Origin of the sequence: Micromonospora sp. NBC_00617 (assembly GCF_045161355.1) — a bacterium.
GTDB lineage: Bacteria > Actinomycetota > Actinomycetes > Mycobacteriales > Micromonosporaceae > Micromonospora.
Genome location: NZ_CP107751.1, coordinates 4572136 through 4596845 on the forward strand (window position 1 = coordinate 4572136; position 24710 = coordinate 4596845).

Annotated in this window: 22 protein-coding genes; 7 read left to right on the top strand and 15 right to left on the bottom strand. The window is 72.7% G+C overall.

Going from position 1 to position 24710, the window contains the following annotated elements; genetic code table 11:
* Positions 1 to 73: 73 nt before the first annotated feature.
* From OG505_RS20965 to OG505_RS20985, 5 genes are all read right to left on the bottom strand, one after another.
* Positions 74 to 1183, bottom strand: coding sequence for an endo-1,4-beta-xylanase (locus OG505_RS20965; RefSeq protein WP_405426779.1), 1110 nt, complete (start codon positions 1181 to 1183; stop codon positions 74 to 76).
* A gap of 119 nt (positions 1184 to 1302) precedes the next feature.
* Complete coding sequence (locus OG505_RS20970) at positions 1303 to 2442, bottom strand: polysaccharide pyruvyl transferase family protein (protein WP_405426781.1); 1140 nt, start codon at positions 2440 to 2442, stop codon at positions 1303 to 1305.
* A 28-nt stretch (positions 2443 to 2470) separates the two neighbouring features.
* Positions 2471 to 3793, bottom strand: a complete 1323-nt coding sequence (locus OG505_RS20975; protein ID WP_405426782.1) for a lipopolysaccharide biosynthesis protein — start codon at positions 3791 to 3793, stop codon at positions 2471 to 2473.
* Between the two features lie 46 nt (positions 3794 to 3839).
* Positions 3840 to 4721 (bottom strand): glycosyltransferase family 2 protein, encoded by an 882-nt coding sequence (locus OG505_RS20980; protein WP_405426784.1) that lies wholly within the window; start codon positions 4719 to 4721, stop codon positions 3840 to 3842.
* Entirely contained in the window at positions 4718 to 6175 is a 1458-nt protein-coding gene (locus OG505_RS20985; protein WP_405426786.1) for a hypothetical protein, read from the bottom strand. The genes OG505_RS20980 and OG505_RS20985 overlap by 4 nt, the downstream gene beginning before the upstream one ends.
* Before the next feature lie 450 nt (positions 6176 to 6625).
* Here OG505_RS20985 and OG505_RS20990 point away from each other — a divergent pair, with 450 nt between their 5' ends.
* Complete coding sequence (locus tag OG505_RS20990; protein ID WP_405426788.1) at positions 6626 to 7447, top strand: glycosyltransferase family 2 protein; 822 nt, start codon at positions 6626 to 6628, stop codon at positions 7445 to 7447.
* A gap of 31 nt (positions 7448 to 7478) precedes the next feature.
* Here the strand turns inward: OG505_RS20990 and OG505_RS20995 are convergent, their stop codons facing one another.
* Positions 7479 to 9479: a trypsin-like peptidase domain-containing protein gene (locus OG505_RS20995; RefSeq protein ID WP_405426789.1), complete on the bottom strand. Its 2001-nt coding sequence runs from the start codon at positions 9477 to 9479 to the stop codon at positions 7479 to 7481.
* A 125-nt stretch (positions 9480 to 9604) separates the two neighbouring features.
* Here OG505_RS20995 and OG505_RS21000 point away from each other — a divergent pair, with 125 nt between their 5' ends.
* The 6 genes from OG505_RS21000 to hutH are packed head-to-tail and all read left to right on the top strand — an operon-like array spanning position 9605 to position 17490.
* Positions 9605 to 10456: a MurR/RpiR family transcriptional regulator gene (locus OG505_RS21000; RefSeq protein WP_405426791.1), complete on the top strand. Its 852-nt coding sequence runs from the start codon at positions 9605 to 9607 to the stop codon at positions 10454 to 10456.
* 16 nt (positions 10457 to 10472) lie between these two features.
* Positions 10473 to 12122 (top strand): urocanate hydratase, encoded by a 1650-nt coding sequence (gene hutU, locus OG505_RS21005; protein WP_405426793.1) that lies wholly within the window; start codon positions 10473 to 10475, stop codon positions 12120 to 12122.
* Between the two features lie 11 nt (positions 12123 to 12133).
* Positions 12134 to 13354: an allantoate amidohydrolase gene (locus tag OG505_RS21010; RefSeq protein WP_405426794.1), complete on the top strand. Its 1221-nt coding sequence runs from the start codon at positions 12134 to 12136 to the stop codon at positions 13352 to 13354.
* Complete coding sequence (locus OG505_RS21015; RefSeq protein ID WP_405426796.1) at positions 13345 to 14712, top strand: formimidoylglutamate deiminase; 1368 nt, start codon at positions 13345 to 13347, stop codon at positions 14710 to 14712. Before OG505_RS21010 ends, OG505_RS21015 begins: the two co-directional genes overlap by 10 nt.
* Before the next feature lie 58 nt (positions 14713 to 14770).
* Positions 14771 to 15955 (top strand): imidazolonepropionase, encoded by a 1185-nt coding sequence (gene hutI / locus OG505_RS21020; protein ID WP_405426797.1) that lies wholly within the window; start codon positions 14771 to 14773, stop codon positions 15953 to 15955.
* Positions 15952 to 17490, top strand: a complete 1539-nt coding sequence (gene hutH, locus OG505_RS21025) for a histidine ammonia-lyase (protein WP_405426799.1) — start codon at positions 15952 to 15954, stop codon at positions 17488 to 17490. Before hutI ends, hutH begins: the two co-directional genes overlap by 4 nt.
* 30 nt (positions 17491 to 17520) lie before the next feature.
* Here the strand turns inward: hutH and rdgB are convergent, their stop codons facing one another.
* The 9 genes from rdgB to OG505_RS21070 form a co-directional block, all read right to left on the bottom strand.
* Positions 17521 to 18138: an RdgB/HAM1 family non-canonical purine NTP pyrophosphatase gene (rdgB, locus tag OG505_RS21030; protein ID WP_405426801.1), complete on the bottom strand. Its 618-nt coding sequence runs from the start codon at positions 18136 to 18138 to the stop codon at positions 17521 to 17523.
* Positions 18135 to 18860 (bottom strand): ribonuclease PH, encoded by a 726-nt coding sequence (rph, locus tag OG505_RS21035; RefSeq protein ID WP_405426803.1) that lies wholly within the window; start codon positions 18858 to 18860, stop codon positions 18135 to 18137. Before rph ends, rdgB begins: the two co-directional genes overlap by 4 nt.
* Positions 18861 to 19225: 365 nt before the next feature.
* Positions 19226 to 19969 carry an MBL fold metallo-hydrolase gene (locus OG505_RS21040; RefSeq protein WP_405426805.1) on the bottom strand — a complete coding sequence of 248 codons (744 nt, stop codon included), beginning with the start codon at positions 19967 to 19969 and terminating at the stop codon, positions 19226 to 19228.
* A gap of 226 nt (positions 19970 to 20195) precedes the next feature.
* Complete coding sequence (locus tag OG505_RS21045; protein ID WP_405426807.1) at positions 20196 to 21161, bottom strand: PLP-dependent cysteine synthase family protein; 966 nt, start codon at positions 21159 to 21161, stop codon at positions 20196 to 20198.
* Positions 21162 to 21172: 11 nt separating this feature from the next.
* Entirely contained in the window at positions 21173 to 21544 is a 372-nt protein-coding gene (locus OG505_RS21050; RefSeq protein WP_405426809.1) for a MoaD family protein, read from the bottom strand.
* Positions 21545 to 21611: 67 nt separating this feature from the next.
* The gene (locus OG505_RS21055; protein ID WP_354855130.1) at positions 21612 to 22100 is read right to left on the bottom strand and encodes a M67 family metallopeptidase; all 489 of its coding nucleotides are present in this window, start codon (positions 22098 to 22100) and stop codon (positions 21612 to 21614) included.
* Between the two features lie 52 nt (positions 22101 to 22152).
* Complete coding sequence (locus OG505_RS21060) at positions 22153 to 22647, bottom strand: DUF2017 domain-containing protein (protein ID WP_007456109.1); 495 nt, start codon at positions 22645 to 22647, stop codon at positions 22153 to 22155.
* A 61-nt stretch (positions 22648 to 22708) separates the two neighbouring features.
* Positions 22709 to 22999, bottom strand: coding sequence for an ATP-dependent Clp protease adapter ClpS (gene clpS, locus OG505_RS21065; protein ID WP_234581506.1), 291 nt, complete (start codon positions 22997 to 22999; stop codon positions 22709 to 22711).
* A gap of 148 nt (positions 23000 to 23147) precedes the next feature.
* A complete protein-coding gene (locus tag OG505_RS21070) occupies positions 23148 to 24698 on the bottom strand; it encodes a hypothetical protein (RefSeq protein WP_405426811.1) in 1551 nt (516 codons plus the stop codon).
* Between the last annotated feature and the right edge of the window lie 12 nt (positions 24699 to 24710).

Below are 24710 nucleotides of genomic sequence, written 5' to 3' on the forward strand. Positions count from 1 at the left end.
TCCTTTCACCGACGCATGTCGTCAACGCTCGGGGGGTCGGTGGCGCGGCGCCTGCGGCCACCGAGGGGTGGGCTCAGCCCGGGCCTGGGCCGGCTCCGGTGGGGGACGGGATCCGGCGGAGTTGGTCCATGAGGGCGGCGTGGGCCGGTTTGGGGACCAGGGCCGCGTCGAAGATGCAGGCCGCACCGTAACCCGCGTGGTACCCCGGTATCCAGCTGCGGGCGTCGGTGAAGCCCCAGACGGTGAATGAGACGCAAGCCGGCACGGCGAGGCAGGCCTGAAGCACCTGGCGGTAGAGCGCCGCCTGGCGTTCCCGCTTCGCGGCGGTCTCCGGCAGCGCGATGCGCACGTCGAGTTCGGTGATCGCCACCGAGACACCCAACTGCGCGAAGCGCCGCAGATTGCCCACCATGTCCCGGGGCTGCTCGTCCCAGCGCAGGTGGCTCTGGAACCCGACCCCGTCCACCGGTACGCCGGCGCGGCGCAGCTCGCGCACCAACTCCAGGAGCGCGTCGGCCTTGCGGGTCCGGCCCTCGACGCCATAGTCGTTGATGAACAGGCGCGCGCCGGGGTCGGCGGCGTGCGCCCACCGGAACACCTCGGCTATGTAGCCGGGGCCCAGCTTGCGCAGCCACAGCGTGTCGCGCAGCGAGCCGTCCTCGTCCAGCGCCTCGTTGATCACGTCCCACGCCCAGACCCGACCGCGGTAGCGGGACACCACAGCGGTCACGTGGTCCCGCAGCACCGCCCGGAGCTGATCCGCCGACCACTGCGGATCCACCCAGCGCGGCACGTCGGTCCGACCCAGCAGGGTGTGGCCGTAGACCGACTGGTCGTGTTGCTCGGCGAAGCCCACCAGCTGATCCGCGCCGGCCCACGTGTACACGTCCGGCGACGGCTCAAGGTTGGCCCACTTCATGGCGTTCTCGGGGGTGATCGCGTCGAACTCCGAGCCGAGCAGCTCGCCGTACTCGGCGTCCAGGCTCATCCACCGGCCGTCCGCGGCCGAGCCGACCCGGACCGTCGGCGGCATCAGGTCGCGCAGGGCCGGCGGCCGGGACACCGTCGGCGCCGGCACGGTCGGGACGGCGGGGAGGGCGCGGTCCCCGGACGTGCGCTCGATTCCGTACGCCACCGCCAGCCCGGTCGCCAGAAGGGCGACGACCACGAGTACGAGTGCCACACCCAGCACCGCTCGGCGCGGTCGCCTCGCCTCGGCCGTCGCCGACGCCACGCCAGGCGGCAGGGGCGCGACCGATGCCGGATGGGTCGGCTCGCGCTCCTGCATGGACACCCGGCCGGTCACCCCGCGGACGGATCCGCTGCGACGCCGAGCGCCCACGGCGCCCGGGTGAAGTTCCACCGTGCCCGTTCGGCGAACTCCTCGCGGGTGAGGCCGGGCACCGCGTCGTCGGTGAGCATGCCGGTCAGCACCCGTGTCACCTCGGCCGGATCCTCGGGGACCCGCCCGAGCCGCAGGGACGGCGGCTGGTCGATGTCGTCGAGAAAGTCGTCGCACTTCTGCTGGTACGGCACCAGCGCGAAGGGCACACCGGCCAGGTAGGCGAAGACGGCGCCATGCAGCCGCATGTGCAGCCCCAGGTCGCACCGCTTCATCTCGTCCCAGCAGGCCCGTACGCCGTCGCGCGCGGTCACCACGCGCACGTCACAGGTGTCGGCCACCGCCGCGCGGAGCCGCTCGCTGACCTGCTCGTCGCCGTGCTCGGCATGGGTGTTGAAGACGAGAACGGTGACGTCCACCGGCTCCTTGAGCACCAGCGCCCGCACACCCTCGATCAGTGCGGCCTCGCGCCGCCGCACGTCCGGCGCGGCAGCCTCGTAGTCCACGCCGAGCAGGGTCACGCCGAGGCGGGCCCGCGCGCCCGGCGCCGGGCGGGGCCGGCGGGGTGGGATCGGCTCTCCCAGCGCCTCGGGCAGGAGGCCGGCGAGGTCACCCGCCGGGATGAGCAGGCCGGGATAGCCGGCGCGGCGCAGGACCTCCGCAGACGCGGCGTCGCGGACCCCGATGACGTCGATCCGCTTCAGCACCTCGACCAGGCGGCGCTCCGCGGCGGTGGACAGGAACGGCCCGATCGAGACGCCGACCGCCGCCATCGGGTGCCCGGAGAATCGGCTGAACAGGCTGAACAGCTTCTTCTCGCTCAACGGGCCCATGTCTCGAAAGACCGAGCCGCCACCGAAGACCAGCATCGAGGAGCGACTCAGGAGTGCCGCCTTGCTCAGCAGCGCGCCGGCCCGGTCGCTGGCCCCCCGGCCGCCGTACCACCGGGGGCTCATGCCCACGCTGGCTTCGGGCAGGTCGACCATCGGCGGAGCGGCGAAGACCGGGTGCGTGGCGCCCCAGTAGGTGCGGGTCGCCCAGTCCAGGACGACGCAGAAGGCGTTGTCCCCGACGTTCTCCATGCCGTAGTACCCAACCACGAGGGGACGCCGAGCGGCGGCACTCGGTTCAGGACGCACGCGTGGCCCCCCTCGTCAGTCGCTGGCGCAGATCGTGCCACGACGGCAGATCGGCGTCCCCGACGACCCGTCGGCGGACCGCGGTCCACAGCAGAACACAAAGGACGATCTCCGCCGCGACGGTAGCCGCCGCCGCACCCATGATGCCCCAGAACGGCGTGGCGACGGCCAGGGCCACCAGGAACACGAGGGCACCCACCCCCTGGTAGGCAACCTTGCGCCGAAGCAGGCCACCGCTGGTGAGAAGCGAGGCCACCGCCGCACCGGCGAACCGGAACGGAATGGCCAGGGCGAGCACCGCCAGGACGGCGGCGGACTCCCGATACTCCGGACCGAGCAGGAACGGCAGCCCCGGCATCCCGCCGAGCGCCACCAGCATCGCAATGACCACACCCAGCGCGAACATCCCGGTGCCGCCGTAGCGGTACGCCATCAGGATCGCGCCCCGGTCGGTCTGCGACCAACGGTGCAGCTTGGCCAGGAAGTACTGCTGAAAGACCACCCGGGGTACGAGGTACACGGCGGTCAGCACGGACATCGGCACGGACAGCACGGCGGCCGCCTCGGGACCGCGTACCTCGGCCACCGTCACCGTGCCGAGATACATGCCGAGCAGGTAGAACACGTTGCCCAGCACGAACGGGGTGGCGGCCCGGGCGACCCCGGTCACCGGCACCGCCGGGCCGGGCGGCCCCATGGCACCCGCGTGCCCCTCCAGCGGCATGTCGCCACGGACGAAGGGCCGCATGACGACGGCACAGGCCACCACGGTCAGCAGGGCGACCACTGCGTAGCCGGCCGCCGCCGCCACCACCGAGAGCCCGAACAGCCACACGGTCAGCACCACCAGCACACGGCCCAGGTGCGGAGCGGCCTGCAGGGCGGACAGCCCGGCGTACGCGCCGCGCAGTTGCTGCACTGATGCCACGAGCGCGAGCCCCGCCTGCGCGACAACCACAGTGGCCAGCAGCGCACGCACCCCACCCTCGGCGGGATCGTGCATCTCGACGCCGCTCCAGGCCAGCGTGCCGGCAACGAGCACCACACACGCGATCAGCACCAGACGCAGCGACGGGCGCACCCAGCGATAGGCCCGCTCCCCCTCCTGCCCGAACCGCTGCAACCAGAGCTCGGAGACGCCGAAGACCGCCAACGGCGCGGTCAGCGACACCACGGCGAGGGCGGCGGTGAACGTCCCGAACGCGGCCTGGGGGAGGCTGCGGGCCAGCAGGATCTGGGTGGCGAAGGCCGCGACGGTGACGCCGACCTGGCTCAGGCCCAGCATGCCCAGATGGACCAGGACCCTCCTCACCCGCCCGCGCGACGCCGCCGGGCGCACCGGGCTGCCGGGGTGGAGGTCAACGGATGCGGGTGACAAGCCACTTGCCCGTCTCGCTCAGCGCCCGCAGGGCCTTCAAGCTCAGGCCCACACCGGGAAACCGCCACGGCCGGTACATGTCGATCAGTCGGAACCAGAAGACCAGGCCCCCGAGACGACCCCGGGTGACGTTGCCGTCATGACGCTGGAACCGCACGATGGGGTGGGCCAGATGGCAGGGGTGCACACCGGAACGCAGCGCGCGCAGCACCAGCTCGATGTCCTCGAAGAGCCGGAAGGTCTCGTCGTACCCGCCGATCCGGTCGAGCACCTGCCGGTCGATCGTGGTGCCGGAGTGCTTGAACGGCAGGCGCGGACGGGTCAGGACGCCAAGCAGCATCCGGTCCGCCGAGGCGTACTCGGGCAGCCGGATCGGGCGGTCCACACCCTGGGTGATCTCGGTGTAGTCGGCGTACACCCAGCTCTGCCCGGTGCTGGTGAGCAGCTGGTGCAGCCGGGCCAACGCGTCCTCGGTGAGTTCGTCGTCGGAGTCGAGCACCGTCAGGTACCGGCCGACCGCGGCACGCAGGCCCCGGTTGCGGGCTTCCGCGATGCCGGTGGGAGGTTGGCTCACCACCCTGATTCGACGGTCGGTGGTGAGCCCGGCCTCATCGATCACCTGCCCGACCGGCACCTGGGAACCGTCGTCGACGATGACGAGTTCGAAGTCCTGGTAAGTGTTGGCCAGCACGCTGCGGACCGCGTTGACGAGCAGGGCGGCCCGGTCCCGTACGACGATGCAGACCGTGAAGGTCGGCCGGACGACAGGTGTGGTGGCCGCGTCCACCTCGGCCCGGTCGGCCTGTCGGGGCGGGTGGGGGTGCTCCGCACGAACGGGCGCGGGGATCGAGGGGTTCGTCATGTCGGCCCGCCCGACGCCACCGACCCGCGGTCGTCGGACCACAGCGACGGCCCCGGCCGCGTGTCGTCGTCGGACTCCGCGTAGACGGCGAGCACCGCCAACATGCCGAGGAAGAAGAGCCAGAGGAAGTACGGGTACGCCAAGGGCTTCTGGGTGAGCCCGAAGATGATGAGCGTGGCGAAGAGCACCAGCATCGGCAGTCGACCGGACGGGCCGAGCTGCGCGCGGACGAAGCGGTACAGCCCGACGATGATCGCACCGACCAGGACGACGCCGGTGATTCCCCAGATCACCATGATTCGGATCAGGTCGTTGTGCATGTCCCACGGCTCGTAGCCGAAACCGAACAACCACACGTCGGCGGACGAGCGACCGAGGATGTCGGCCACATCGTTCCAGATCGCGCCCCGTCCGTGCATGAAGGTGTCGGAGCGGACGTCGAGCGACCCCACCTCGGTGAGGGCGACCCGGACCCGCTCCCAGATGGCCCCGCCCCAGAGTCCGCCGGCAACGGCGGCGACCGCCACGACCCCGCCGCCCACCAGCAGCGCCGACCGCCGGTCGACCCGGCCACCGGCCCGCCGGGACGCGATCAGCTCACGGACCCGCCGCGCCTCGAAGGCGGCCACGATGACGATCAGGCAGAGGATCGTGAAGCGGTGCAGGGACACGGCGCCGGTGGCCACGAAGAGGCCGATCAACGAGTACCGCACGGCGGCCGGCACCCGGAGCCGATCGCCCAGGACGTAGATCAGGAAGACCGAGAAGATGAGCAGCCGGCCGAGCGACATCGGGTGGTAGTAGCCACCCGAGGCGCGTCCGATCTTCTGCCAGTTGGCCAGCTCGAAGTAGAACGAGTACGGAATGACCCCGGCGACCTGGAGCCAGGCCAATACACAGTGGACGACCGCACCCAACAGGACGACCCCGGTGACCAGGACGAGTCGCCGCGAGGAGATGAGGGACCGCCGCATCAGCAGCAGGCCGAGCAGCGCGATCGGGGCGAAGCCGACGACCAGTCGCAGCGCTTCGGCGGGAATGGCCGAGCGGGGCTCCAGGTGCGCGCCGTAGATCGGGTAGCGCCGCACGTCGAAGAGGTCGAGCAGGTCACCGCGGGCGCCCACGAGGAGGAAGCTGACCGCCGAGCTGACCAGGAGCAGCACCAGCGCGCCCGCCACCAGCAGCAGCGGCCTGGGCGGCAGCCGACGGGCGCCCAGGGCGACGAGCCCGTACGCGGCGATCATCAGCATCGCGCCGACGGCGGTGAGCACCACGCCCAGGTCGATCCCACCGCTGGACTTCTTCTCACCGATGTCGAGCAGCGGCTTCACCGCGATGAGAGCCAGGGCGCCGATGGCCAGGTAGCCGGCGATCTGCTCGTGGCGGGACGTCCGCCCGTCCCGGTGCCCCACCTCCGGCCGTGGTCCTGGGGCCGGAGTGGTCAAGGTTCCCATCGCGGGTGTGTCTCCTCATCAGTTTCCGCCGTGGGCGTCGGCGGCGTCGTGGGCGCGCCGTCGCTCCGGCCGATGCCGCCGACCGTCGATCCGTGGCCGAGGGCAGCTGCCGATAGGCGGCGATTGAGCTGAATGTCGCAAAGGGACATCCACAGTGCTCAACCGTCGCCCGGCCTCAGAATCACGAGGACGATACCAGTGTCCGGCGACATTCCAGGGCCCCCCGGCCATCGTCTGACGCACCTGCCGAACTGCGATTCAGCCGGGTTGGGCGGACATTTCCGATTCACCAATTCGACAGTTTTCCCGGCCGTCTTGCGAGGGCGAGGCCGTCTCCGGCAAGCTGGACCGCCGTGCGTCAACCCGGTCGGCGCGGCACGAGGTGCGACCTGCCCGGCCACCGGCACGACCCGACCAGATTCCTCGACCCGCGGATGGTGGGACCTTTCGATGATCTCTGTGGTGATCGCCGCCCACAACGAGGCGCGGGTCATCGGTGGTTGCCTCGACGCGCTGCTCGCCGACGCCGGCCCGGACGACCTGGACATCGTGGTCGTGGCCAACGGCTGCACGGACGACACGGCGGTGGTCGCCGCCCAGCGCCCGGAGATACGGGTCATCGAGCTGGCCGAGGCGGGAAAGGCCAACGCGCTCAACGTGGGTGACGCTGCCGCCCGCGGCTTTCCCCGGATCTACCTCGACGCGGACGTCGTCCTGAGCCCGGGAGCGCTGCGCCGGATGGCCGCGACGCTGACCGAGGACGACTCCCCGCCGCTGGCGGTCATGCCCCGACGGCAGATGGTGACCAGCGGCCGGCCGGTGGCGGTGCACGCGTACTACGCCATCAACACCAGGCTGCCGATTTTCGCGGACGCGTTGTTCGGTCGTGGTGCCATCGGCATCTCGGAGGCCGGCCGCCGGCGCTTCGACCAATTCCCGGAGCAGATCGCCGACGACCTTTTCCTGGATTCGCAGTTCTCGGCTGAGGAGAAGCGGGAGGTCGGCGACGCGACGTCCTATGTGCAGGCACCCCGCCGCACCCGCGATCTGCTGCGCACCCTGGCGCGGGTGCGGGCCGGCAACACGATGCTGCGGGCCAGCCACGACGGGGTCCGCCCGTCGGTCCCGTCCTCCTGGCTGCGCGACGTGGTCCTGCCCCGGCCGTGGCTCGTCCCGGCAGCCACGGTCTACGTGGCGATCACGGTCGCCGCCGCGCTGCGGGCCCGCCGACACCCGCGCGACGGGTGGGGGCGGGACCACTCCACCCGCTGACCGCCTGAAGTGCCGGTTGGTCCGGGGCCGGTCAGTACCGGGGGCGACGGCGGAGGAACACCACCACGAGCACGATCAGCCCGACCACCAGCACACCACCGAGACCGGCGAGCAACGCCAGCAGGAGCCGGGGTGGGCCGTCCGACTCGCCGGCGAGCCGGGCGCGGTCCACGGCGTTCTGCCGGTACGCCTGCGCCAGGAGGTTGACCGGCGACGCCTGCGCGACGCGGTCGAAGCTGGCGATGGCATCGTCGTTCCGGCCGGCGAAGAACGCGTCCAACCCGTCCCGGTACACCCGGTCGGTGTCGGCGAGGCTGCTACTGGTGCCACCCGCGCCGAGCAGCCCGGTGACCACCGAGACCGGCACCAGCGCGCGGTTGGGCGTACCACTGGCCGCTCGGTCGGTGTCCAGAACGCCGACCACCCGGCCGGTGGTGTCCAGTGCGACGCCACCGGCGGAGTAGATCCCGACGTCGTCGTTGAGCCGGGAGATGCTGACCGAGCCCTGGTTGGCCGTGCCAGCGACCTGGGCCGGCTTGCTTTCCACGGTGTAGGTCGCGGCCCGGAAGTCCGCGTCGGTGGTGCGGTAGCCCATCACGAGCAGCGCGGCGCCCGGGCCGGGCACACCGCCGTCGGCCAACTGCACCGCCGGGAGGCCGGGTTGGGTCAACTTGACCAGGGCGAGGTTGCCGGCATCGGGCTCGAGGACCCGGACGATCTGGCCGGGGATGGCTGGGCTGGCGGTGAGGTCGCCCCGGGCCACGTTGAGCTGGGCGAAGACCTGGCTGGTGGGTTCCGAGCCGGGCTCGGCCCCGGTGAACACGCTGCTGTTCAGCTTGCTTCGGACGTACTCGTCCAGCTGGGGTGCGGTCAGTTTCTTCTGCTCGATCAGGATCCGACCGAGCGTGTAGAGGGCGCGCTCCCTGGCCGCCTGCGCCGCCGGGTGAACGCACTGACCGTTGGTGATGATGTGGCCGTCCCCGTTCACCACGAAGCCGCTGCACCGCCGCTTGAAGGTGACCGGCGTCACGCTCAGCGGGACGTTGGACTTCGCCTCCCGCAGGGTGCCGGTGAAGACGGCCTCGACGAACACCATGGACGGCGCGGCGATGGCGAGGGAGCGTTCCTCGACGCTGTACGGCGCGGCCTGCGCCCAGGGCTTCAGCCCGGGGTTGATCGCCGGGGCGCTGGGGAAGGCAGCGGTGCCGGACGTCGTCGGCAGGGTCTGTGGGACGGTCGGCTTCTCGTCGCCGGTGAGCGCCCAGACGGTGGCTCCGGCACCCACAGCCACAGCCAGGGCCGCGGCGGCGACTCCGACCCAGAGGCCGGTGCGGCGCGGCGGTGGCGCCGACGGCCTGATCCGCCGGACCGGACCGGCGAACGGGTCGTCGGAGGACGGCCGGTCGGCATCCGGGAGCACCGGGTCCACCGTGGGCGCCTCCGCGCCGGCACCAGAGACCGGTTGTGGCGCGGCCGAGATCGGCTGTACGGGAATCGGGCCGCCGTGCATCGCCCACGGCGCGTGCGGCGGCGCGGACACCTGCGGCACACCCGAGACGGACTGGGGCGGCCCAGAGACCTGCTGCGGCGGCGCGGAGACCTGCTGGGGCACTGCGGAGACCTGCTGGGGTGGTCCGGAGACCTGCTGAGGCACCGTGGCGGCCGGGCTCACGGGGCCGGAGGTCGACGGCACGCCGGCGACGGGCGGCGCGGCGTCGCCCGGAAGCGGTTGGTAGTCCATGCCCAACGCACGGAAGAGTTTCTCCGCGCCCGGTCCCACCTCGGCCGGGTAGGCGACCCACGGCGCGGCGGCGGCGAAGTCGGCGTAGACGAACTGTTGGCCGCCCTGCGTCTGCGCCAGCGCGTTGGCGGTGGCGGAGAACGCCTCCCGCCAGGCGGGCGTGGCCGCCACGGCGGCGTCCAGGACGGCCACGGTCACCAGCCGGCCCTGCCCGTCGATGGCCGCCCACGCCTTCCCCACCTGGCATCCGCCCAGCACGTGGGTGAACCTGTACGGGCCATCCGGCTGCATCCGCACTCCTCCGCTCAACCGCCGTGCGGATACTACCGAGAGCGCGCCAGTCGGCTCACTTCCGGTGTGAAGGGAAAGACGCCGGACGGTTGCCCTCTGAAAGTTTTCATGCATAGAGTCGCGGAATGAATGACGGAGCTGTCGAGGCGTCGGCCGAACAGGTGTTCCACCTGTTCGACGGCGTGCGGCTCACCCCGACCCAGCGTCGGATCGCGCACTGTCTCGTGCAACACGCGCCGGCCGTGGCGTACCTCTCCGCGGCGGAGGTCGCCGAACTGGCCGGGGTCAGCCAGCCCTCGGTCACCCGGTTCGCCGTCGCGCTCGGCCATGACGGCTATCCGGCGCTGCGCCGCCGGCTGCGCGACCTCACCAGCACGACACCCGGCGGGCCGACGGACGCCGGCAACGAGCTCCAGCAAGCGGTACGCGCCGAGATGGGCAACCTCGACCGGCTGGCCGGTCAGCTCGCCGACACCGACCGGATCGCCGAGACCGGCCGGCTGCTCGCGACCAGCCGCCCGCTACCGGTGCTCGGCCTGCGCGCCGCCGCGCCACTGGCCGCGTACTTCGCCTACTTCGCCGCCAAGGTGCACCCGGACGTACGGGTGCTCGACGACGGCGGCAGCCTGCTCACCGACCGCCTGGAGCAGGCCGCCGAGGCCGGGGCGTCCGCGGTGCTCGCCTTCGTGCTGCCCCGCTACCCCCGGGAGACCCTGGACGCGCTGCGCGACGCGCGTGCCGCCGGGCTGACCGTCGTGGCGATCACCGACTCGCCGGTCAGCCCCGCCGCCGAACACGCCGACGTGCTGCTGCCGGCCGCCGTCGGCGCCCAACTCGTCTTCGACCTGCACACCGCCCCGATGACCCTGGCCATGGTGCTGTTGCAGGCGATCTGCGACGCCGCGCCGGCCGACACCCAACGCCGTCTGGAGGCGTTCGAAGCCTCCGCGGCCCGCCGACAGTTGTTCCTCGGTTGACCGGAGGAGACCGCAGATGACCCAGCCCATCCGTGCCGCACGGGGCAGCCAGCTCACCACCCGCGGGTGGCAGCAGGAGGCCGCCCTGCGGATGCTGATGAACAACCTCGACCCGGAGGTGGCCGAACGCCCCGACGACCTGGTCGTCTACGGCGGCACCGGCAAGGCGGCGCGGGACTGGCCGTCGTACCACGCGTTGGTCCGTACGCTGACCGACCTGCGCGAGGACGAGACGATGCTGGTGCAGTCGGGCCGCCCGGTCGGAGTCATGCGCACCCACGAGTGGGCGCCCCGGGTGCTGCTGGCCAACTCGAACCTGGTCGGTGACTGGGCGACCTGGCCGGAGTTCCGCCGCCTCGAACAGCTCGGCCTGACCATGTACGGGCAGATGACCGCGGGCTCGTGGATCTACATCGGCACCCAGGGCATCCTTCAGGGCACCTACGAGACGTTCGCGGCGGTGGCCGCCAGGAGGTTCGGAAGCACCCTGGCCGGCACGCTGACGCTGACCGCCGGCTGCGGCGGAATGGGCGGCGCGCAGCCCCTCGCGGTCACCATGAACGGCGGCGCCTGCCTGATCGTGGACGTGGACCGCACCCGACTCGACCGTCGCGTGCACGACCGCTACCTCGACGAGGTCGCCGACTCCCTGGACGACGCCGTCGCGCGGGTCCTCGCGGCGAAGCGGGACCGCCGGGCGCTGAGTGTCGGCGTGGTCGGCAATGCCGCCGAGGTCTTTCCCGAGCTGCTCAGCCGGGGCGTCGAGATCGACATCGTGACCGATCAGACCAGCGCGCACGACCCGCTGGCGTACCTGCCGGTGGGGGTCGAGCTGACCGACGCCCGGGACTACGCCGCCGCGAAGCCGGCCGAGTTCACCGACCGGGCCCGCGCGTCGATGGCGAAGCACGTCGAGGCGATGGTCGGCTTCCTCGACGCCGGCGCCGAGGTGTTCGACTACGGCAACTCGATCCGGGGCGAGGCGCAGCTCGGCGGCTACCAGCGGGCCTTCGACTTCCCCGGTTTCGTGCCCGCGTACATCCGGCCGCTGTTCTGCGAGGGCAGGGGCCCGTTCCGGTGGGCGGCGCTCTCCGGCGACCCGGCCGACATCGCGGCCACGGACCGGGCTATCCTGGACCTGTTCCCGGAGAACGAGTCGCTGGCCAGGTGGATCAAGCTGGCCGGCGAGCGGGTCGCCTTCCAGGGCCTGCCGGCCCGGATCTGCTGGCTCGGCCAGGGCGAACGGGACCGGGCGGGTGTGCGGTTCAACGACATGGTCGCGTCCGGTGAACTCTCCGCCCCGGTGGTGATCGGTCGCGACCACCTGGACACCGGCAGCGTCGCCAGCCCGTACCGGGAGACCGAACAGATGGCCGACGGCTCCGACGCGATCGCCGACTGGCCGCTGCTCAACGCCCTGGTCAACACGGCAAGCGGCGCGTCCTGGGTGTCGATCCACCACGGCGGTGGCGTGGGCATCGGGCGGTCGATCCACGCTGGGCAGGTCTGCGTGGCCGACGGCACCGCCCTCGCGGGGCAGAAGATCGAGCGGGTGCTCACCAACGACCCGGCAATGGGCGTCATCCGACACGTCGACGCCGGCTACGACATCGCCCGCGACGTAGCCGAGCGCACCGGCGTCCGCGTCCCCATGACCGAGCAGTAAGGAAGGGCCCCTTGTTAACGGATTTTGTTGTAGAAGGGTCCCTTCCTAACAGGTTTCGGGCGCTGTGGGACGAGATCGCGCCGGTCGGACGGGACGCCGGCAGCGGCGGCTACCTGCGCTACGCGTTGACCGAGCCGGAGCACGAGCTGCGGGCCTGGTTCCGTGCGCAGGCCCAGCGGCGGGGCCTGCCGGTCACCGAGGACGGCAACGGCAACCTGTTCGCCCACTGGGGTGACCCCGAGGGCGTCGACGCGGTGCTGACCGGCAGCCACTTCGACTCGGTGCCGCACGGTGGGGCGTACGACGGGCCGCTCGGCATCGTCAGCGCGTTCCTGGCCGTGGACGAGCTGCGCGCCGCCGGCGTCACCCCCGTCCGGCCGCTGGTGCTGGGCGCGTTCGTCGAGGAGGAGGGTGCCCGTTTCGGCGTACCCTGTCTGGGCTCGCGGCTGCTCACCGGCGCGCTGGCGGCCGACCGCGCGTCCGGCCTGCGCGACGCGGCCGGGGTGAGCTTCGCCGACGCGCTCGGCGGCCGGCCGGCGGGCGCCCGACCGGAGCTGCTGGGCCGGTTCGGCGCCTTCGTGGAGCTGCACGTCGAGCAGGGCCGCGCGCTGGTCGACGTGGACGCGCCGGTCGGGGTGGCCAGCGCGATCTGGCCGCACGGCCGCTGGCGCTTCGACGTGGTCGGCGAGGGCAACCACGCGGGTACGACCCGGATGGCCGACCGCCGCGACCCGATGCTCGCCTACGCGTTCATGGTGCTGGCGGCCAACAAGGAGGCCCGGCTGCGCGGGGCACACGCCACCGTGGGCCGGGTCTCCGTCGAGCCCAACGCCACCAACGCCATCCCGTCGAAGGTGACCGGTTGGCTGGATGCCCGCGCCGCCGACCCGGAGACCCTGACCGGGCTGGTCGACGCGGTACGCGGCAAGCTCGCCGAGCGGGCCCGCCGCGACGGTACGGAGGTGACCGTCACCGAGGAGTCGGTGACCCCGCTGGTCGCCTTCGACGGCGGGCTGGCCGAACGGCTGGCCACGCTGCTCGACGCGCCGGTGCTGCCGACCGGTGCGGGGCACGACGCCGGGGTGCTCGCCGCGCACCTGCCCACCGCGATGCTCTTCGTGCGCAACCCGACCGGGGTGTCGCACTCCCCCGCCGAGGCCGCGACCGACGACGACTGCGCCGCCGGTGTGCGCGCGCTGGCCCGCGTGCTCAAGGAGCTGACATGCCGCTGACCCCGACGCGCTGGCTCGCCGAGTACGCCTGGCTGCCCGATCTCGCCCAGCCCACGCCCGACGTGCTCATCGAGACCGACGCCGGGGTGATCACCGGTGTGACCGCGTTGGCCGCGCCTGGCCGGCCGAGCGCCGGTGTGGACGTGTACGCCGATGCCGTGCCGCTGCCCGGCCTGACCCTGCCCGGCCTCGCGAACGTGCACTCGCACGCCTTCCACCGGGCTCTGCGCGGGCGTACCCACGGCGGTCGGGGCGACTTCTTCAGCTGGCGGGACCGGATGTACGCGGTGGCGGACCGGCTGGACCCGGACACCTACCTGGCGCTGGCCCGCGCCGTCTACGCCGAGATGACTCTCGCGGGGATCACCTGCGTCGGCGAGTTCCACTACCTGCACCACCGACCCGACGGCAGCGCGTACGACGACCCGAACGCGATGGGGGCGGCGCTGGTCGAGGCCGCCGCGCACGCCGGCATCCGGCTCACCCTGCTGGACGCCTGCTACCTGAGCGCCGGAGTGGACGGCCGGCCGCTCGCGGGGCCGCAGCGGCGCTTCGGCGACGGCGACGCGGCCCGCTGGGCGCAGCGGGTGTCGGCGTTCCAGCCGGCGGGCTCGCACGCCCGGGTGGGCGCGGCCGTGCACTCGGTGCGGGCGGTCCCGGCCGAGCAGTTGCGCGCGGTCGCGGACTGGGCCCGGGAGCGGCGCGCACCGCTGCACGTACACCTCTCCGAGCAGCCCGCCGAGAACGACGAGTGCCGGGCCGTGCACGGGCGTACGCCCACCGCGCTGCTCGCCGAGCACGGGGTGCTCGGGCCGGACACCACCGCCGTACACGCCACCCACCCGACCAGCGGCGACCTGACGCTGCTCGGCGACAGCCGGACCGGGGTGTGCCTCTGTCCCACCACCGAACGCGACCTCGCCGACGGCATCGGCCCGGCCCGGCGGATGGCCGACGCGGGGATCCGGCTGAGCCTGGGCAGTGACAGCCACGCCGTGATCGACCCGTTCGAGGAGACCCGGGCGGTGGAGCTGGACGAGCGGCTGCGCACCCGCCGCCGCGGCCACTTCACGCCGGCGGGTCTGCTGACCATGGCGACCGCCGCCGGGCACGTGGCGCTGGGCTGGGCCGATGCCGGGCGGATCGCCGTGGGCGCCCGCGCCGACCTGGTCACGGTACGACTGGACAGCGTCCGCACCGCCGGGGTGCCGCCGGTGGGGACGTTCTTCGCGGCCGGGGCGGCCGACGTCGACCAGGTCGTGGTGGACGGCCGCGTGGTGGTGGCCGACGGCCAGCACCTGAGCGTGGACGTGCCGGCCGAACTGTCGGCGTCGATCGAGGCGGTGATCCCACAGTGAGCGCGAGGAGTGAGCCGGGTTTGCGAGCCCCGCAGTCGCGAGCGGAAGAAGGCGCCGCATGAGCGTGCTGCTGGTCGACAACATCGGCGAGCTGGTCACCAACGGCGTCGGCGAGGGTCCGCTGGGCATCCGTCGCAAGGCGGCCGTGCTGATCGAGGAGGGCCGGGTGGCCTGGGTCGGGCCGGCAGCGTACGCGCCGGCCGCCGACCGGCGGATCGACGCCGGTGGCGCCGCCGTGCTGCCCGGCTTCGTGGACAGCCACGCGCACCTGGTCTTCGCCGGGGACCGGGCCGCCGAGTTCGCCGCCCGGATGGCCGGCGAGCGCTACACCGGCGGTGGCATCCGCACCACTGTCGGCGCGACCCGGGCCGCCAGCGACGACGAGCTGCGGGCCACCGTGCGGCGGCTGCGCGGGGAGGCGCTGCGCCAGGGCACCACGACCATCGAGATCAAGAGTGGGTACGGCCTGAGCGTCGCCGACGAGGCCCGCTCGCTGCGGATCGCCGCCGAGAGCAGCACCGAGACCACCTTCCTCGGCGCCCACGTGGTGCCCCCCGAGTACGCCGACCGCCCCGACGACTACGTCGGACTCGTCTGCGGACCGATGCTGGCCGCCGCCGCGCCGTACGCGAAGTGGATCGACGTGTTCTGCGAGCGGGGCGCCTTCGACGTGGACCACGCCCGCGCCATCCTCGCCTGCGGGCAGGCCGCCGGGCTGGGCGTACGGCTGCACGCCAACCAGCTCGGCCCCGGCCCGGGCGTGCGGCTCGGGGTGGAGCTGGACGCGGCCAGCGTGGACCACTGCACCCACCTGTCCGACGCCGACATCGACGCGCTCGCCGGCACGGCACACAGCGACGGGTCGGGCACCCGCACCGTCGCCACCCTGCTGCCCGGCGCCGAGTTCTCCACCCGCTCGCCCTACCCGGACGCCCGTCGACTGCTCGACGCCGGAGTCACCGTGGCCCTGGCGACGGACTGCAACCCCGGCTCGTCGTACACCTCGTCGATGCCGTTCTGCATCGCCCTCGCCGTCCGGGAGATGCGGATGAGCCCGGCGGAGGCGCTGTGGGCGGCGACCGCCGGCGGCGCACGGGCCCTGCGCCGCGACGACGTCGGCGTGCTCACCCCCGGCGCGCTGGCCGACCTGGTCGTCCTGGACGCGCCGTCCTACCTGCACCTGGCCTACCGGCCCGGTGTCCCCCTGATCCACCAGGTAATACGCAACGGAGTTCCCCAGTGACGACCGTGATCATTCAACCCACCGGTATCACCGCCGGCGACGTCCTCGCGGTGGCACGCGGCACCGCGACGGTGACCCTCGACCCGGCCACCCGGGACGCGATGGCGACCAGCCGCGCGATCGTGGACGGGATCGAGGCCGCCGGACGGCCCGTGTACGGCGTGTCGACCGGGTTCGGCGCGCTCGCCAACACGTTCGTCGCGCCGGAGCGGCGGGCCGAGCTGCAACACGCGCTGATCCGCTCGCACGCCGCCGGGGTGGGCGCCCCGATGCCGCGCGAGGTGGTGCGGGCCATGATGCTGCTGCGGGTCCGCTCGCTCGCCCTGGGCCGCTCCGGGGTCCGCCCGCTGGTCGCCGAGGCGCTCGTCGACCTGCTCAACCACGACATCACCCCGTGGGTGCCGGAGCACGGTTCGCTGGGCGCGTCCGGCGACCTGGCGCCGCTGGCGCACTGCGCGCTCGTGCTGCTCGGTGAGGGCTGGGTGCTCGGCCCGGCCGGCGAGCGGCAGGACGCCGCCGACGCGTTGACCGCCGCCGGGCTCAGGCCGATCGAGCTGGCCGCCAAGGAGGGGCTGGCGCTGATCAACGGCACCGACGGCATGCTCGGCATGCTGTTGCTGGCCATCCACGACGCGGCGCACCTGTTCGCCATGGCGGATGTGACAGCCGCGCTGGCCATCGAGGCGATGCTCGGCTCGGAGCGGCCGTTCCTGCCCGAGTTGCACGCCATCCGTCCGCACCCCGGCCAGGCGGCGTCGGCGGCGAACATCCACCGGCTGTTGCAGGACTCCCGCGTCATGGATTCGCACCGCGACGACCTGGCGCACGCCGTGCAGGACGCGTACTCGATGCGCTGCGCGCCGCAGGTGGCCGGCGCGGCCCGGGACACCCTGGACTTCGTCCGCACGGTCGCGGCCCGGGAACTGGTGTCGGTCGTGGACAACCCGGTGGTGCTGCCCGACGGCCGGGTCGAGTCCACCGGAAACTTCCACGGTGCGCCACTGGGCTTCGCCGCCGACTTCCTCGCCATCGCCGCCGCCGAGGTGGGCGCGATCGCCGAGCGGCGGGTGGACCGGCTGCTGGACGTCACCCGCTCCCGGGAACTGCCCGCGTTCCTCTCCCCCGACGCCGGGGTCAACTCCGGCCTGATGATCGCCCAGTACACGGCGGCCGGGATCGTCGCGGAGAACCGCCGGCTCGCCGCCCCCGCCTCGGTGGACTCGCTGCCCACCAGCGGCATGCAGGAGGACCACGTCTCGATGGGCTGGGCGGCGGCCAAGAAGCTGCGCACCGTGCTGGACAACCTGACCAGCCTGCTCGCCGTCGAGTTGCTGGCCGGCGTACGCGGGCTGCAACTGCGCGCGCCGCTGGTGCCGTCGCCGGCCGGCCGGGCCGCCGTCGCCGCCCTGGGCACGGCGGCTGGCGAACCCGGCCCGGACGTGTTCCTCGCCCCGGTGCTGGAGGCCGCCCGCGCGGTGCTGGCCGGCCCGGAGTTGCGCGCCGCCATCGAACGGGAGGTCGGCCCGCTGGGCTGACCTCCGTGGGTCGCTGTCGCCCGCCGCGGGTCAGGCGGCGGGCGGCAGCACCTTCGCGACGAGCTTGGCCAGCTCCCGCAGCGCCTTGCCCCGGTGGCTGACCGCGTCCTTCTCCTGCGGGGTCAGCTCGGCGTTGGTCCGGTCCTGCCCGTCGCCGAGGAAGATCGGGTCGTAGCCGAACCCGCCGTCGCCGCGCGGCGCGCGCAGCACCCGGCCGGACTGCCGGCCGTCGACCAGGTGCTCCTTGCCGCCGGGCAGCACCAGCGCCACCGTGCAGACGAAGGACGCGGCCCGGTGCTCGTCCGGCACGTCGGCGATCTGGTCGAGCACCAGGCGGAGGTTGACCCCGTCGTCGCCGTGCTGACCGGACCAGCGGGCGCTGAACACGCCCGGCATCCCGTTCAGCGCGTCCACGGCGAGCCCGGAGTCGTCGGCGATCGTCGGCAGCCCCGTACGTCGGCAGCCCTCGCGCGCCTTGATCAGCGCGTTCTCGCCGAAGGTGAGGCCGGTCTCGGGCAGTTCCGGGTACGCGTCGACGTCGTCGAGGCCGAGCAGGGCGATCCGGTGCGCGCCGAGCGCGCCGTCCAGGATCCGCTGAAGCTCCACCAGCTTCTTGCGGTTACGGGTGGCCAGCAGGACCTTGTTCACGCGAGTGCCTTCCGCTGGGCTTCGGCCAATTCGGCGCACCCGGCCACGGCCAGGTCGAGCAGGCTGTCGAGCTGGTCGCGGGCGAACACGCCCGCCTCGCCGGTGCCCTGCACCTCGACGAAGTCACCCGTGCCGGTGCACACCACATTCATGTCCACCTCGGCGGCCACGTCCTCGGAGTAGCAGAGGTCCAGTCGCGCCTCGCCGGCGATGATCCCGACGCTGACCGCCGCGACCGACCGGTGCATCACCTTCTCCGGCTTGCCGGCCAACGCCTTGCGGGCGGCCAGCCAGCCCACTGCGTCGTGCAGCGCCACGTACGCGCCGGTGATCGCGGCCGTGCGGGTGCCGCCGTCGGCCTGGAGCACGTCGCAGTCGAGCACGATCGAGTTCTCGCCGAGCGCCTTGAGGTCGATGCAGGCGCGCAGGCTGCGCCCGATCAGGCGGGAGATCTCGTGGGTACGGCCGCCGACGCGGCCCTTGACGCTCTCCCGGTCCGAGCGGGTGTTGGTGGCCCGGGGCAGCATCGCGTACTCGGCGGTCACCCAGCCGAGCCCGGAGCCCTTGCGCCAGCGGGGCACGCCCTCGGTGACGCTCGCCGTGCAGAGCACCCGGGTGCCGCCGAACTCGACGAGCACCGAGCCCTCCGGATGGGTGCTCCAGGCCCGGGTCAGGGTCACCGGTCGGAGTTGAGAGGGCCCTCGCCCGTCAGGTCGCGCCATCCCTGCACCCTATGCGGGCCGCGGTCCTCGCATTCGACCGGTGCCCCCGACCAGCCGTCCACCGGCGGGCCGCCCCTGGCCCTACCCGTCAGCCCCTGTCGAGCTGCCCCAGATGTGGGACACCCCAGATCTGGGCTGGCACCTACCTGTCAGCCCTGTCGAGCTGCCCCAGATCTGGGGCAGCTCGATAGGGAGCGACACAGGGATCCGGCACGCCTGGACCACGGCCGCCGACCAGCCGAACTGCTCCGCCCGACTCGGTCACGATGGCGATCCGCATGCGCACACCGCGCGGGTGCCACGGGTGCGCCGGGCGACCGGCCACTGACCAGCCAACAGGACGGCACAACACCGCCGCGCGGCGGTCAGATGTCGTAGCTGGCGCCGGCCCGGACCACCTCGAGCGGCCCGGTGTACGCGGCGGCAGCCGACTCCAACGTGTGCGCCTCGCTGCCCCACGCCGCGACCAGGTGGGTGAGCAGCAGCCGCCCCACCACCGCCTTGGTCGCCGTCTCGCCCGCCTCCCGGCCGGTCAGGTGCAGATCCGGAGGATTGTCCACGCCGTCGAGGTAACTGGCCTCGCACAGGAACACGTCGGCATTCTGGGCCAGCCGCAGCAACGCGTCGCAGGGCGCGGTGTCCGACGAGTAGCACAGCGACCGACCGCCGTGCTCCAACCGCACGCCGTACGTCTCGACGGGGTGGTTGACCCGGTCGACGGTGACGGTGAACGGCCCGATCGGGAAGGTGCCCGGCTGCAACGCGTAGAACTGGTAGACGTCCTCCACCGTGCCGTCGTCGCCGTAGGCGGCGCTGAGCCGGTCCGGTGCGCCGGAGGGCGCGTACACCGGCAACGGCGGGTAGGGGCCGTCCGGAGCGTACCGGCGGACCACCACGTACGACGCGGCGTCGAGGATGTGGTCACAGTGCAGGTGGGTCAGCAGGATCGCGTCGGGGGCGTGCAGCCCCACGTAGCGCTGAAGGCTGGACAGCGACCCCGAGCCGAAGTCGATCAGGAGGCGGAAGCCGTCCGCCTCGACGAGGTAGGCGGAGCACGGCGACTCGGGGCCGGGGAAGCTACCGGCACACCCCAGGACAGTCAGTCGCATCGGGTTGTCTCGCTGTCACTGTCAGTAGCAGCCATGCCGGCGGTCGTCCCGGCCATGATCTCTACCGACGCGTACGCCACGCTGCGCAGCCTACGCTGGCGTACGCGAGGACAAGAATCATCCGTTGGAACTTGTCACGAACGTGACACCTGCTCACAGCGGTCGGGGACGACGAACGGGCCACCGACGCGTACGCCGATGGCCCGTTCGCGCAAGACCCCTGCCCTCACGCCCAGAGCTGACCCTCCAGCGCGTCCTCGGCATCCGCGAGGGTGCCGCCGTACGCGCCGGTGGACAGATACTTCCAGCCGCCGTCACAGACCACGAACGCCACATCGGCACGCCGGCCGTCGCGGACCGCCTCATGCGCCACCGCGAGCGCGGCGTGCAGGATCGCGCCCGTGGAGAAGCCGGCGAAGATGCCCTCCACCTCGACGAGCTGACGGGTACGCAGCACCGCGTCCCGGGTGCCGACCGAGAAGCGCCGGGACAGCACCGAGGCGTCGTACAGCTCCGGCACGTACCCCTCGTCGATGTTGCGCAGGCCGTAGACCAACTCGCCGTAGCGCGGCTCAGCCGCCACGACCTGGATGCCCTCGACCTTCTCGCGCAGGTAGCGCCCGGTGCCCATCAGGGTGCCGGTGGTGCCCAACCCGGCCACGAAGTGCGTGATGGTGGGCAGGTCGTGCAGCAGCTCCGGACCGGTCGTCTCGTAGTGCGCCCGCGCGTTGGCCTCGTTGCCGTACTGGTAGAGCATCACCCAGTCCGGGTGCTCGGCGGCGATCTGCTTGGCCGTCGCGACGGCCTGGTTGGAACCGCCCGCCGCCGCCGAGAAGATGATCTCCGCCCCGTACATGCGAAGCAGCTGGACCCGCTCGGTGGAGACGTTCTCGGGCATCACGCAGACCAGCCGGTACCCGCGCAGCTTGGCCACCATGGCCAACGAGATGCCGGTGTTGCCGCTGGTCGGCTCCAGGATGGTGTCGCCCGTCCGGAGCCGGCCGGCCTCCTCCGCCGCGCGGACCATGAACAGCGCCGCGCGGTCCTTGATGCTGCCCGTCGGGTTCCGGTCCTCCAGCTTCGCCCAGAGCCGCACCGGCGGTGCGCCGTCGGGCACCGTCGGAGAGAGCCGGGGCAGACCGACGAGCGGCGTGCCACCACAGGCGTCGAGCAGGCTGTCGTACCGCGCCATGGCGGCCGCCCTCAGCGCGCGCCGACGGCGGTCGCGGCGCTGTGCGAGCTGATCGCCGCAGCCGCGGCGCTGTGCGAGCTGATCGCCGCTGCCGCGGCGAAGCCGAACGCGCCGCCGGCCACGGCCGGCAGGATGGTGACGCTGTCACCGTCGGAGAGCTTCGCGTCGAGCGCACCGAGGAAACGGACGTCCTCGTCGTTGACGTAGACGTTCACGAAACGGTGCAGCGCGCCGGCCTCGGTGACCAGGCGGCCACGCAGCCCGGCGTGCCGGGAGTCCAGGTCGGTGAGCAGGTCGCCCAGCGTGTCGCCAGTGCCCTCGACGACCTTGGCGCCGCCGGTGTAGCTGCGCAGGATGGTGGGGATGCGAACCTCGATGGCCATGATGTCGTGCTCCTCAAACGGGTGTGCCAACGGTGACGGGACGGAAACGGGTGCGAACGCTGACGGGTCAGCGGCCGGAACACTCGTAGTCGACCGTCGCCGGGCTCTGCCCGAACATGTAGGACTGCACGGCGTGCGGGTCGACCCCGGCCTCCACGATCTGGACCGGCTCCTCGGTCACCACGCCGTCGACGATCCGGAACGAGCGGATCTCCTCCGAGTCGGGCTCACGGGTCGAGACGAGCAGGTAGTGCGCGCCCGGCTCGCCGGCGAAGGACACATCCGTCCGGGACGGGTACGCCTCGGTGGCGGTGTGCGAGTGGTAGATGACCACGGGCTCCTCGTCCCGGTCGTCCATCTCCCGCCACACCCGCAGATGCTCCATCGAGTCGAACTCGTAGAAGGTCATCGACCGGGCGGCGTTGTCCATCGGGATGTGCCGGGTCGGGGTGTCGCTGCCGACGGCGCCGGCGACGACGCCGCACGCCTCGTCGGGGTGGTCCCGGCGCGCGTGGGCGACGATCGCGTCGATGATCGACCGGTCGATGCTCAGCACGTGCACCAGCCTAACGCCTACCGGGCGGGCCCTGAAGTGGTGCCGGTCACGCCTAGTCGATCAAGGCGTTGAGCAGCGACTCCTGCAGATATCCGAGATACGCGTAGACCGACAGCTGGAACACCCGGCTGGAACCGGGATCCTCGGTCACCGCGTCGTCCAGTTCCTCACCCAGATCCGTGCCGTCCTTGATCTCCAGCCGGACGCCCATCGCCAGCCGCGCGTCGTTGAGCGCCCGCAGCCACGCCTCGGCCGCCTCGGCGTCCAACCGCACCTCGCCGCCGGCCTCGTCGGGCAGCGCGGCCAGGATGGCCCCCGCCTGGTCGATCTTGGCAGTCTTCAGATCACCCTCGGTGTAGCGGCGAAACTCGGCGGTGCCGCTCGCATCCTTGGGGTAGACAGCCGGAAACAGCCGGCCCACGACCGGGTCCGTGTGGTCGAAGCCGTCGGTGAGCAGGCCGACCACCTCGGAGGCGACCTTTCGCAGCACCCGCACCTCGTCCACGGCGAAGGTGGCGACATAGCGGCCGGCCTGCCGCCGGAACATGCTCACGCCGCCAGTTCCGTTCGCGACCGCGGGGTTCGCGGACCCGGCACACCCGTCGCGCTCACGAGCGGTCCACCGTCGCCCACAGCCCGTACGCGTGCAACTGCGACGCGTCGTGCTCCATCCGCTCCCGGGCCCCCGTGGAGACCACGGCGCGGCCCTTGTGGTGCACGTCCAGCATGAGCTGCTCCGCCCTCTCCCGGCTGTAGCCGAACAGCTTCTGGAAGACCCAGGTCACGTACGTCATCAGGTTGACCGGGTCGTCCCACACGATCGTCACCCATTGCCGGTCGGGCGCCGGCACCTCGTCAGTGGCCGGCGTCTCGACCGGTGCAACCTGTGGAGCCGCCATGCCCCCCATCGTGCCACCGGTTTCCCGGAACCGAGGAACCGGAACGCCGGGCGAACCAGGATCACCCGCCCTGGCCACCCCGGAGTCGGCCCGCACCCCGTCGGATGCGAGGCGCGGTGCGGGCCCGAGCCGGGAGATGGCCATGCCGTCAGGCGAGCAGGATGCCGTGGTCGACCGCATCGGAGAGCACCACGCCCAGCGAGAGACGGATCACCTCGAACCGTCGGGAGATCTCCCGGGAAAGCTCCAACTCGACCTCCCGCAACGCCCGCTGGGACCAGGCCCGCGCTGCGCTGTGGTCATCGTTGCCCGGGGTACGCCACTGCTGCCAGCACCCGCCGGAGAGCGCCACCGCGACCGGCGGAAGCACCTCGTCACGGGTCACCGTCGGATAGCCGGCGAGCGCGTCGATCGCCTCCGTGCCGGTCAGCCCGGCCACACCCGCCGTACTCGTGATCAGCAGAACCCGGTCCAGGTCGCGCCCGGAGCGGTGGTCGGCCAGGCCGTACTGGACGGCGGTGGCGATCCGGCGGCAAACGCCCTCCGCCGGTGTCACGCCGAGCACCTGGGCGGCGGTGTCGGCCAGGATGCCCCGCACCGCGTGGTCGCACTGCGCGGTGGCCAGCAGCGACAGCGCCGCCATCTCCCGGTCGAGTAGGTCCGGAAGGCCAGCGCAGCCGACCCCGAAGACGATCTCCTGGACGGCCCGGAGGTGGATGTTCGCCAACTCCAGTGCCAGGTGCTGGCGGATCCGCTGGGAGCAGGAGCGGATCTGCCGGTCGAGCCGCTCGGACCAGTCCCCCGGGTCGGCGGACACCGCCACCCGGTCGTGCTGCCCCGGCAGCACCGGCGGATCGGCGCTGGCCCGCTGCAACCCCTCGTTCGCCGACCAGCCCACCAGCGCCCGGCGCAGGTCGGCGGCGGAATCGGCGCCGTCGACCGGGAACCACCGCGCGCCGGCCAGGGAGGGAACGGCGGCCAGCAGCGCCGCCCGGTGCGCCTCGACGATCACCGCCACCGGGTCCACCTCCCCCGGCCGGCCGTCGGCCGGCGAGACGGACGCCCCCGCGTCCTCCGTCAGCACCCCGCCGTCGGCCAGCGGCGCCCAGCCTGCCGCACCCGGCGTCACCGCGAAGACGACCTCCACCGGGGCGGCGGCCACCTCGGCGAGCAAATTCAGCTCCTGGGCCGTGAACGCCTGGTCGGCCGCGATCACGAAGAGCAGCGCGCCGGCCCGGCCGACGGCCTCGCGCAGCACCCGGACGCCGGCCACGCCGAGCGCGCCCGTGTCCGGTGTGTCGATCAGGGTGAAGTGGCGCAGCAGGGGCTCGGGCACGCTCAGCTCGACCCGCCGCGGTGGGCGGGCCAACGCCGGGCCGGCGGCGTCCCGGTCCGCGCCGTACGAGTGCGGCTGGCGGTAGCCGGGGACGAAGGCCGCCCGCGTGGGCACCTGGGCGTGCCGGACCAGCAGCCAACTACCCGCCGGCACGGTGAGCATCACCGGGTCGAGCCCGACGAGGCTGGCGAGGACCGCGCGCCGGTCGGCGCCGGCCGGGCCGACGGCGACCACGCCGAGCGGCTCGTCCGCCCGGGGGCCGGGCACACCGAGATCGGTGGGCAGCGGGCCACAGCTCGGCAGGTCGGCTGAGCTGGCCACGTCGCCGGGCGAGTCGAGCGAGGGGAGAGGGCCCTGCTGCATCGGGTGGCCTCC

Coding starts and splice junctions, on each gene's coding strand:
- OG505_RS20980 (WP_405426784.1), bottom strand. CDS start 4,721: ATGACGAACCCCTCGATCCCCGCGCCCGTTCGTGCGGAGCACCCCCAC.
- OG505_RS20985 (WP_405426786.1), bottom strand. CDS start 6,175: ATGGGAACCTTGACCACTCCGGCCCCAGGACCACGGCCGGAGGTGGGG.
- OG505_RS20990 (WP_405426788.1), top strand. CDS start 6,626: ATGATCTCTGTGGTGATCGCCGCCCACAACGAGGCGCGGGTCATCGGT.
- OG505_RS20995 (WP_405426789.1), bottom strand. CDS start 9,479: ATGCAGCCGGATGGCCCGTACAGGTTCACCCACGTGCTGGGCGGATGC.
- OG505_RS21000 (WP_405426791.1), top strand. CDS start 9,605: ATGAATGACGGAGCTGTCGAGGCGTCGGCCGAACAGGTGTTCCACCTG.
- hutU (WP_405426793.1), top strand. CDS start 10,473: ATGACCCAGCCCATCCGTGCCGCACGGGGCAGCCAGCTCACCACCCGC.
- OG505_RS21015 (WP_405426796.1), top strand. CDS start 13,345: ATGCCGCTGACCCCGACGCGCTGGCTCGCCGAGTACGCCTGGCTGCCC.
- hutI (WP_405426797.1), top strand. CDS start 14,771: ATGAGCGTGCTGCTGGTCGACAACATCGGCGAGCTGGTCACCAACGGC.
- rph (WP_405426803.1), bottom strand. CDS start 18,860: ATGGCGCGACCTGACGGGCGAGGGCCCTCTCAACTCCGACCGGTGACC.
- OG505_RS21040 (WP_405426805.1), bottom strand. CDS start 19,969: ATGCGACTGACTGTCCTGGGGTGTGCCGGTAGCTTCCCCGGCCCCGAG.
- OG505_RS21045 (WP_405426807.1), bottom strand. CDS start 21,161: ATGGCGCGGTACGACAGCCTGCTCGACGCCTGTGGTGGCACGCCGCTC.
- OG505_RS21050 (WP_405426809.1), bottom strand. CDS start 21,544: ATGGCCATCGAGGTTCGCATCCCCACCATCCTGCGCAGCTACACCGGC.
- OG505_RS21060 (WP_007456109.1), bottom strand. CDS start 22,647: ATGTTCCGGCGGCAGGCCGGCCGCTATGTCGCCACCTTCGCCGTGGAC.
- clpS (WP_234581506.1), bottom strand. CDS start 22,999: ATGGCGGCTCCACAGGTTGCACCGGTCGAGACGCCGGCCACTGACGAG.
- OG505_RS21070 (WP_405426811.1), bottom strand. CDS start 24,698: ATGCAGCAGGGCCCTCTCCCCTCGCTCGACTCGCCCGGCGACGTGGCC.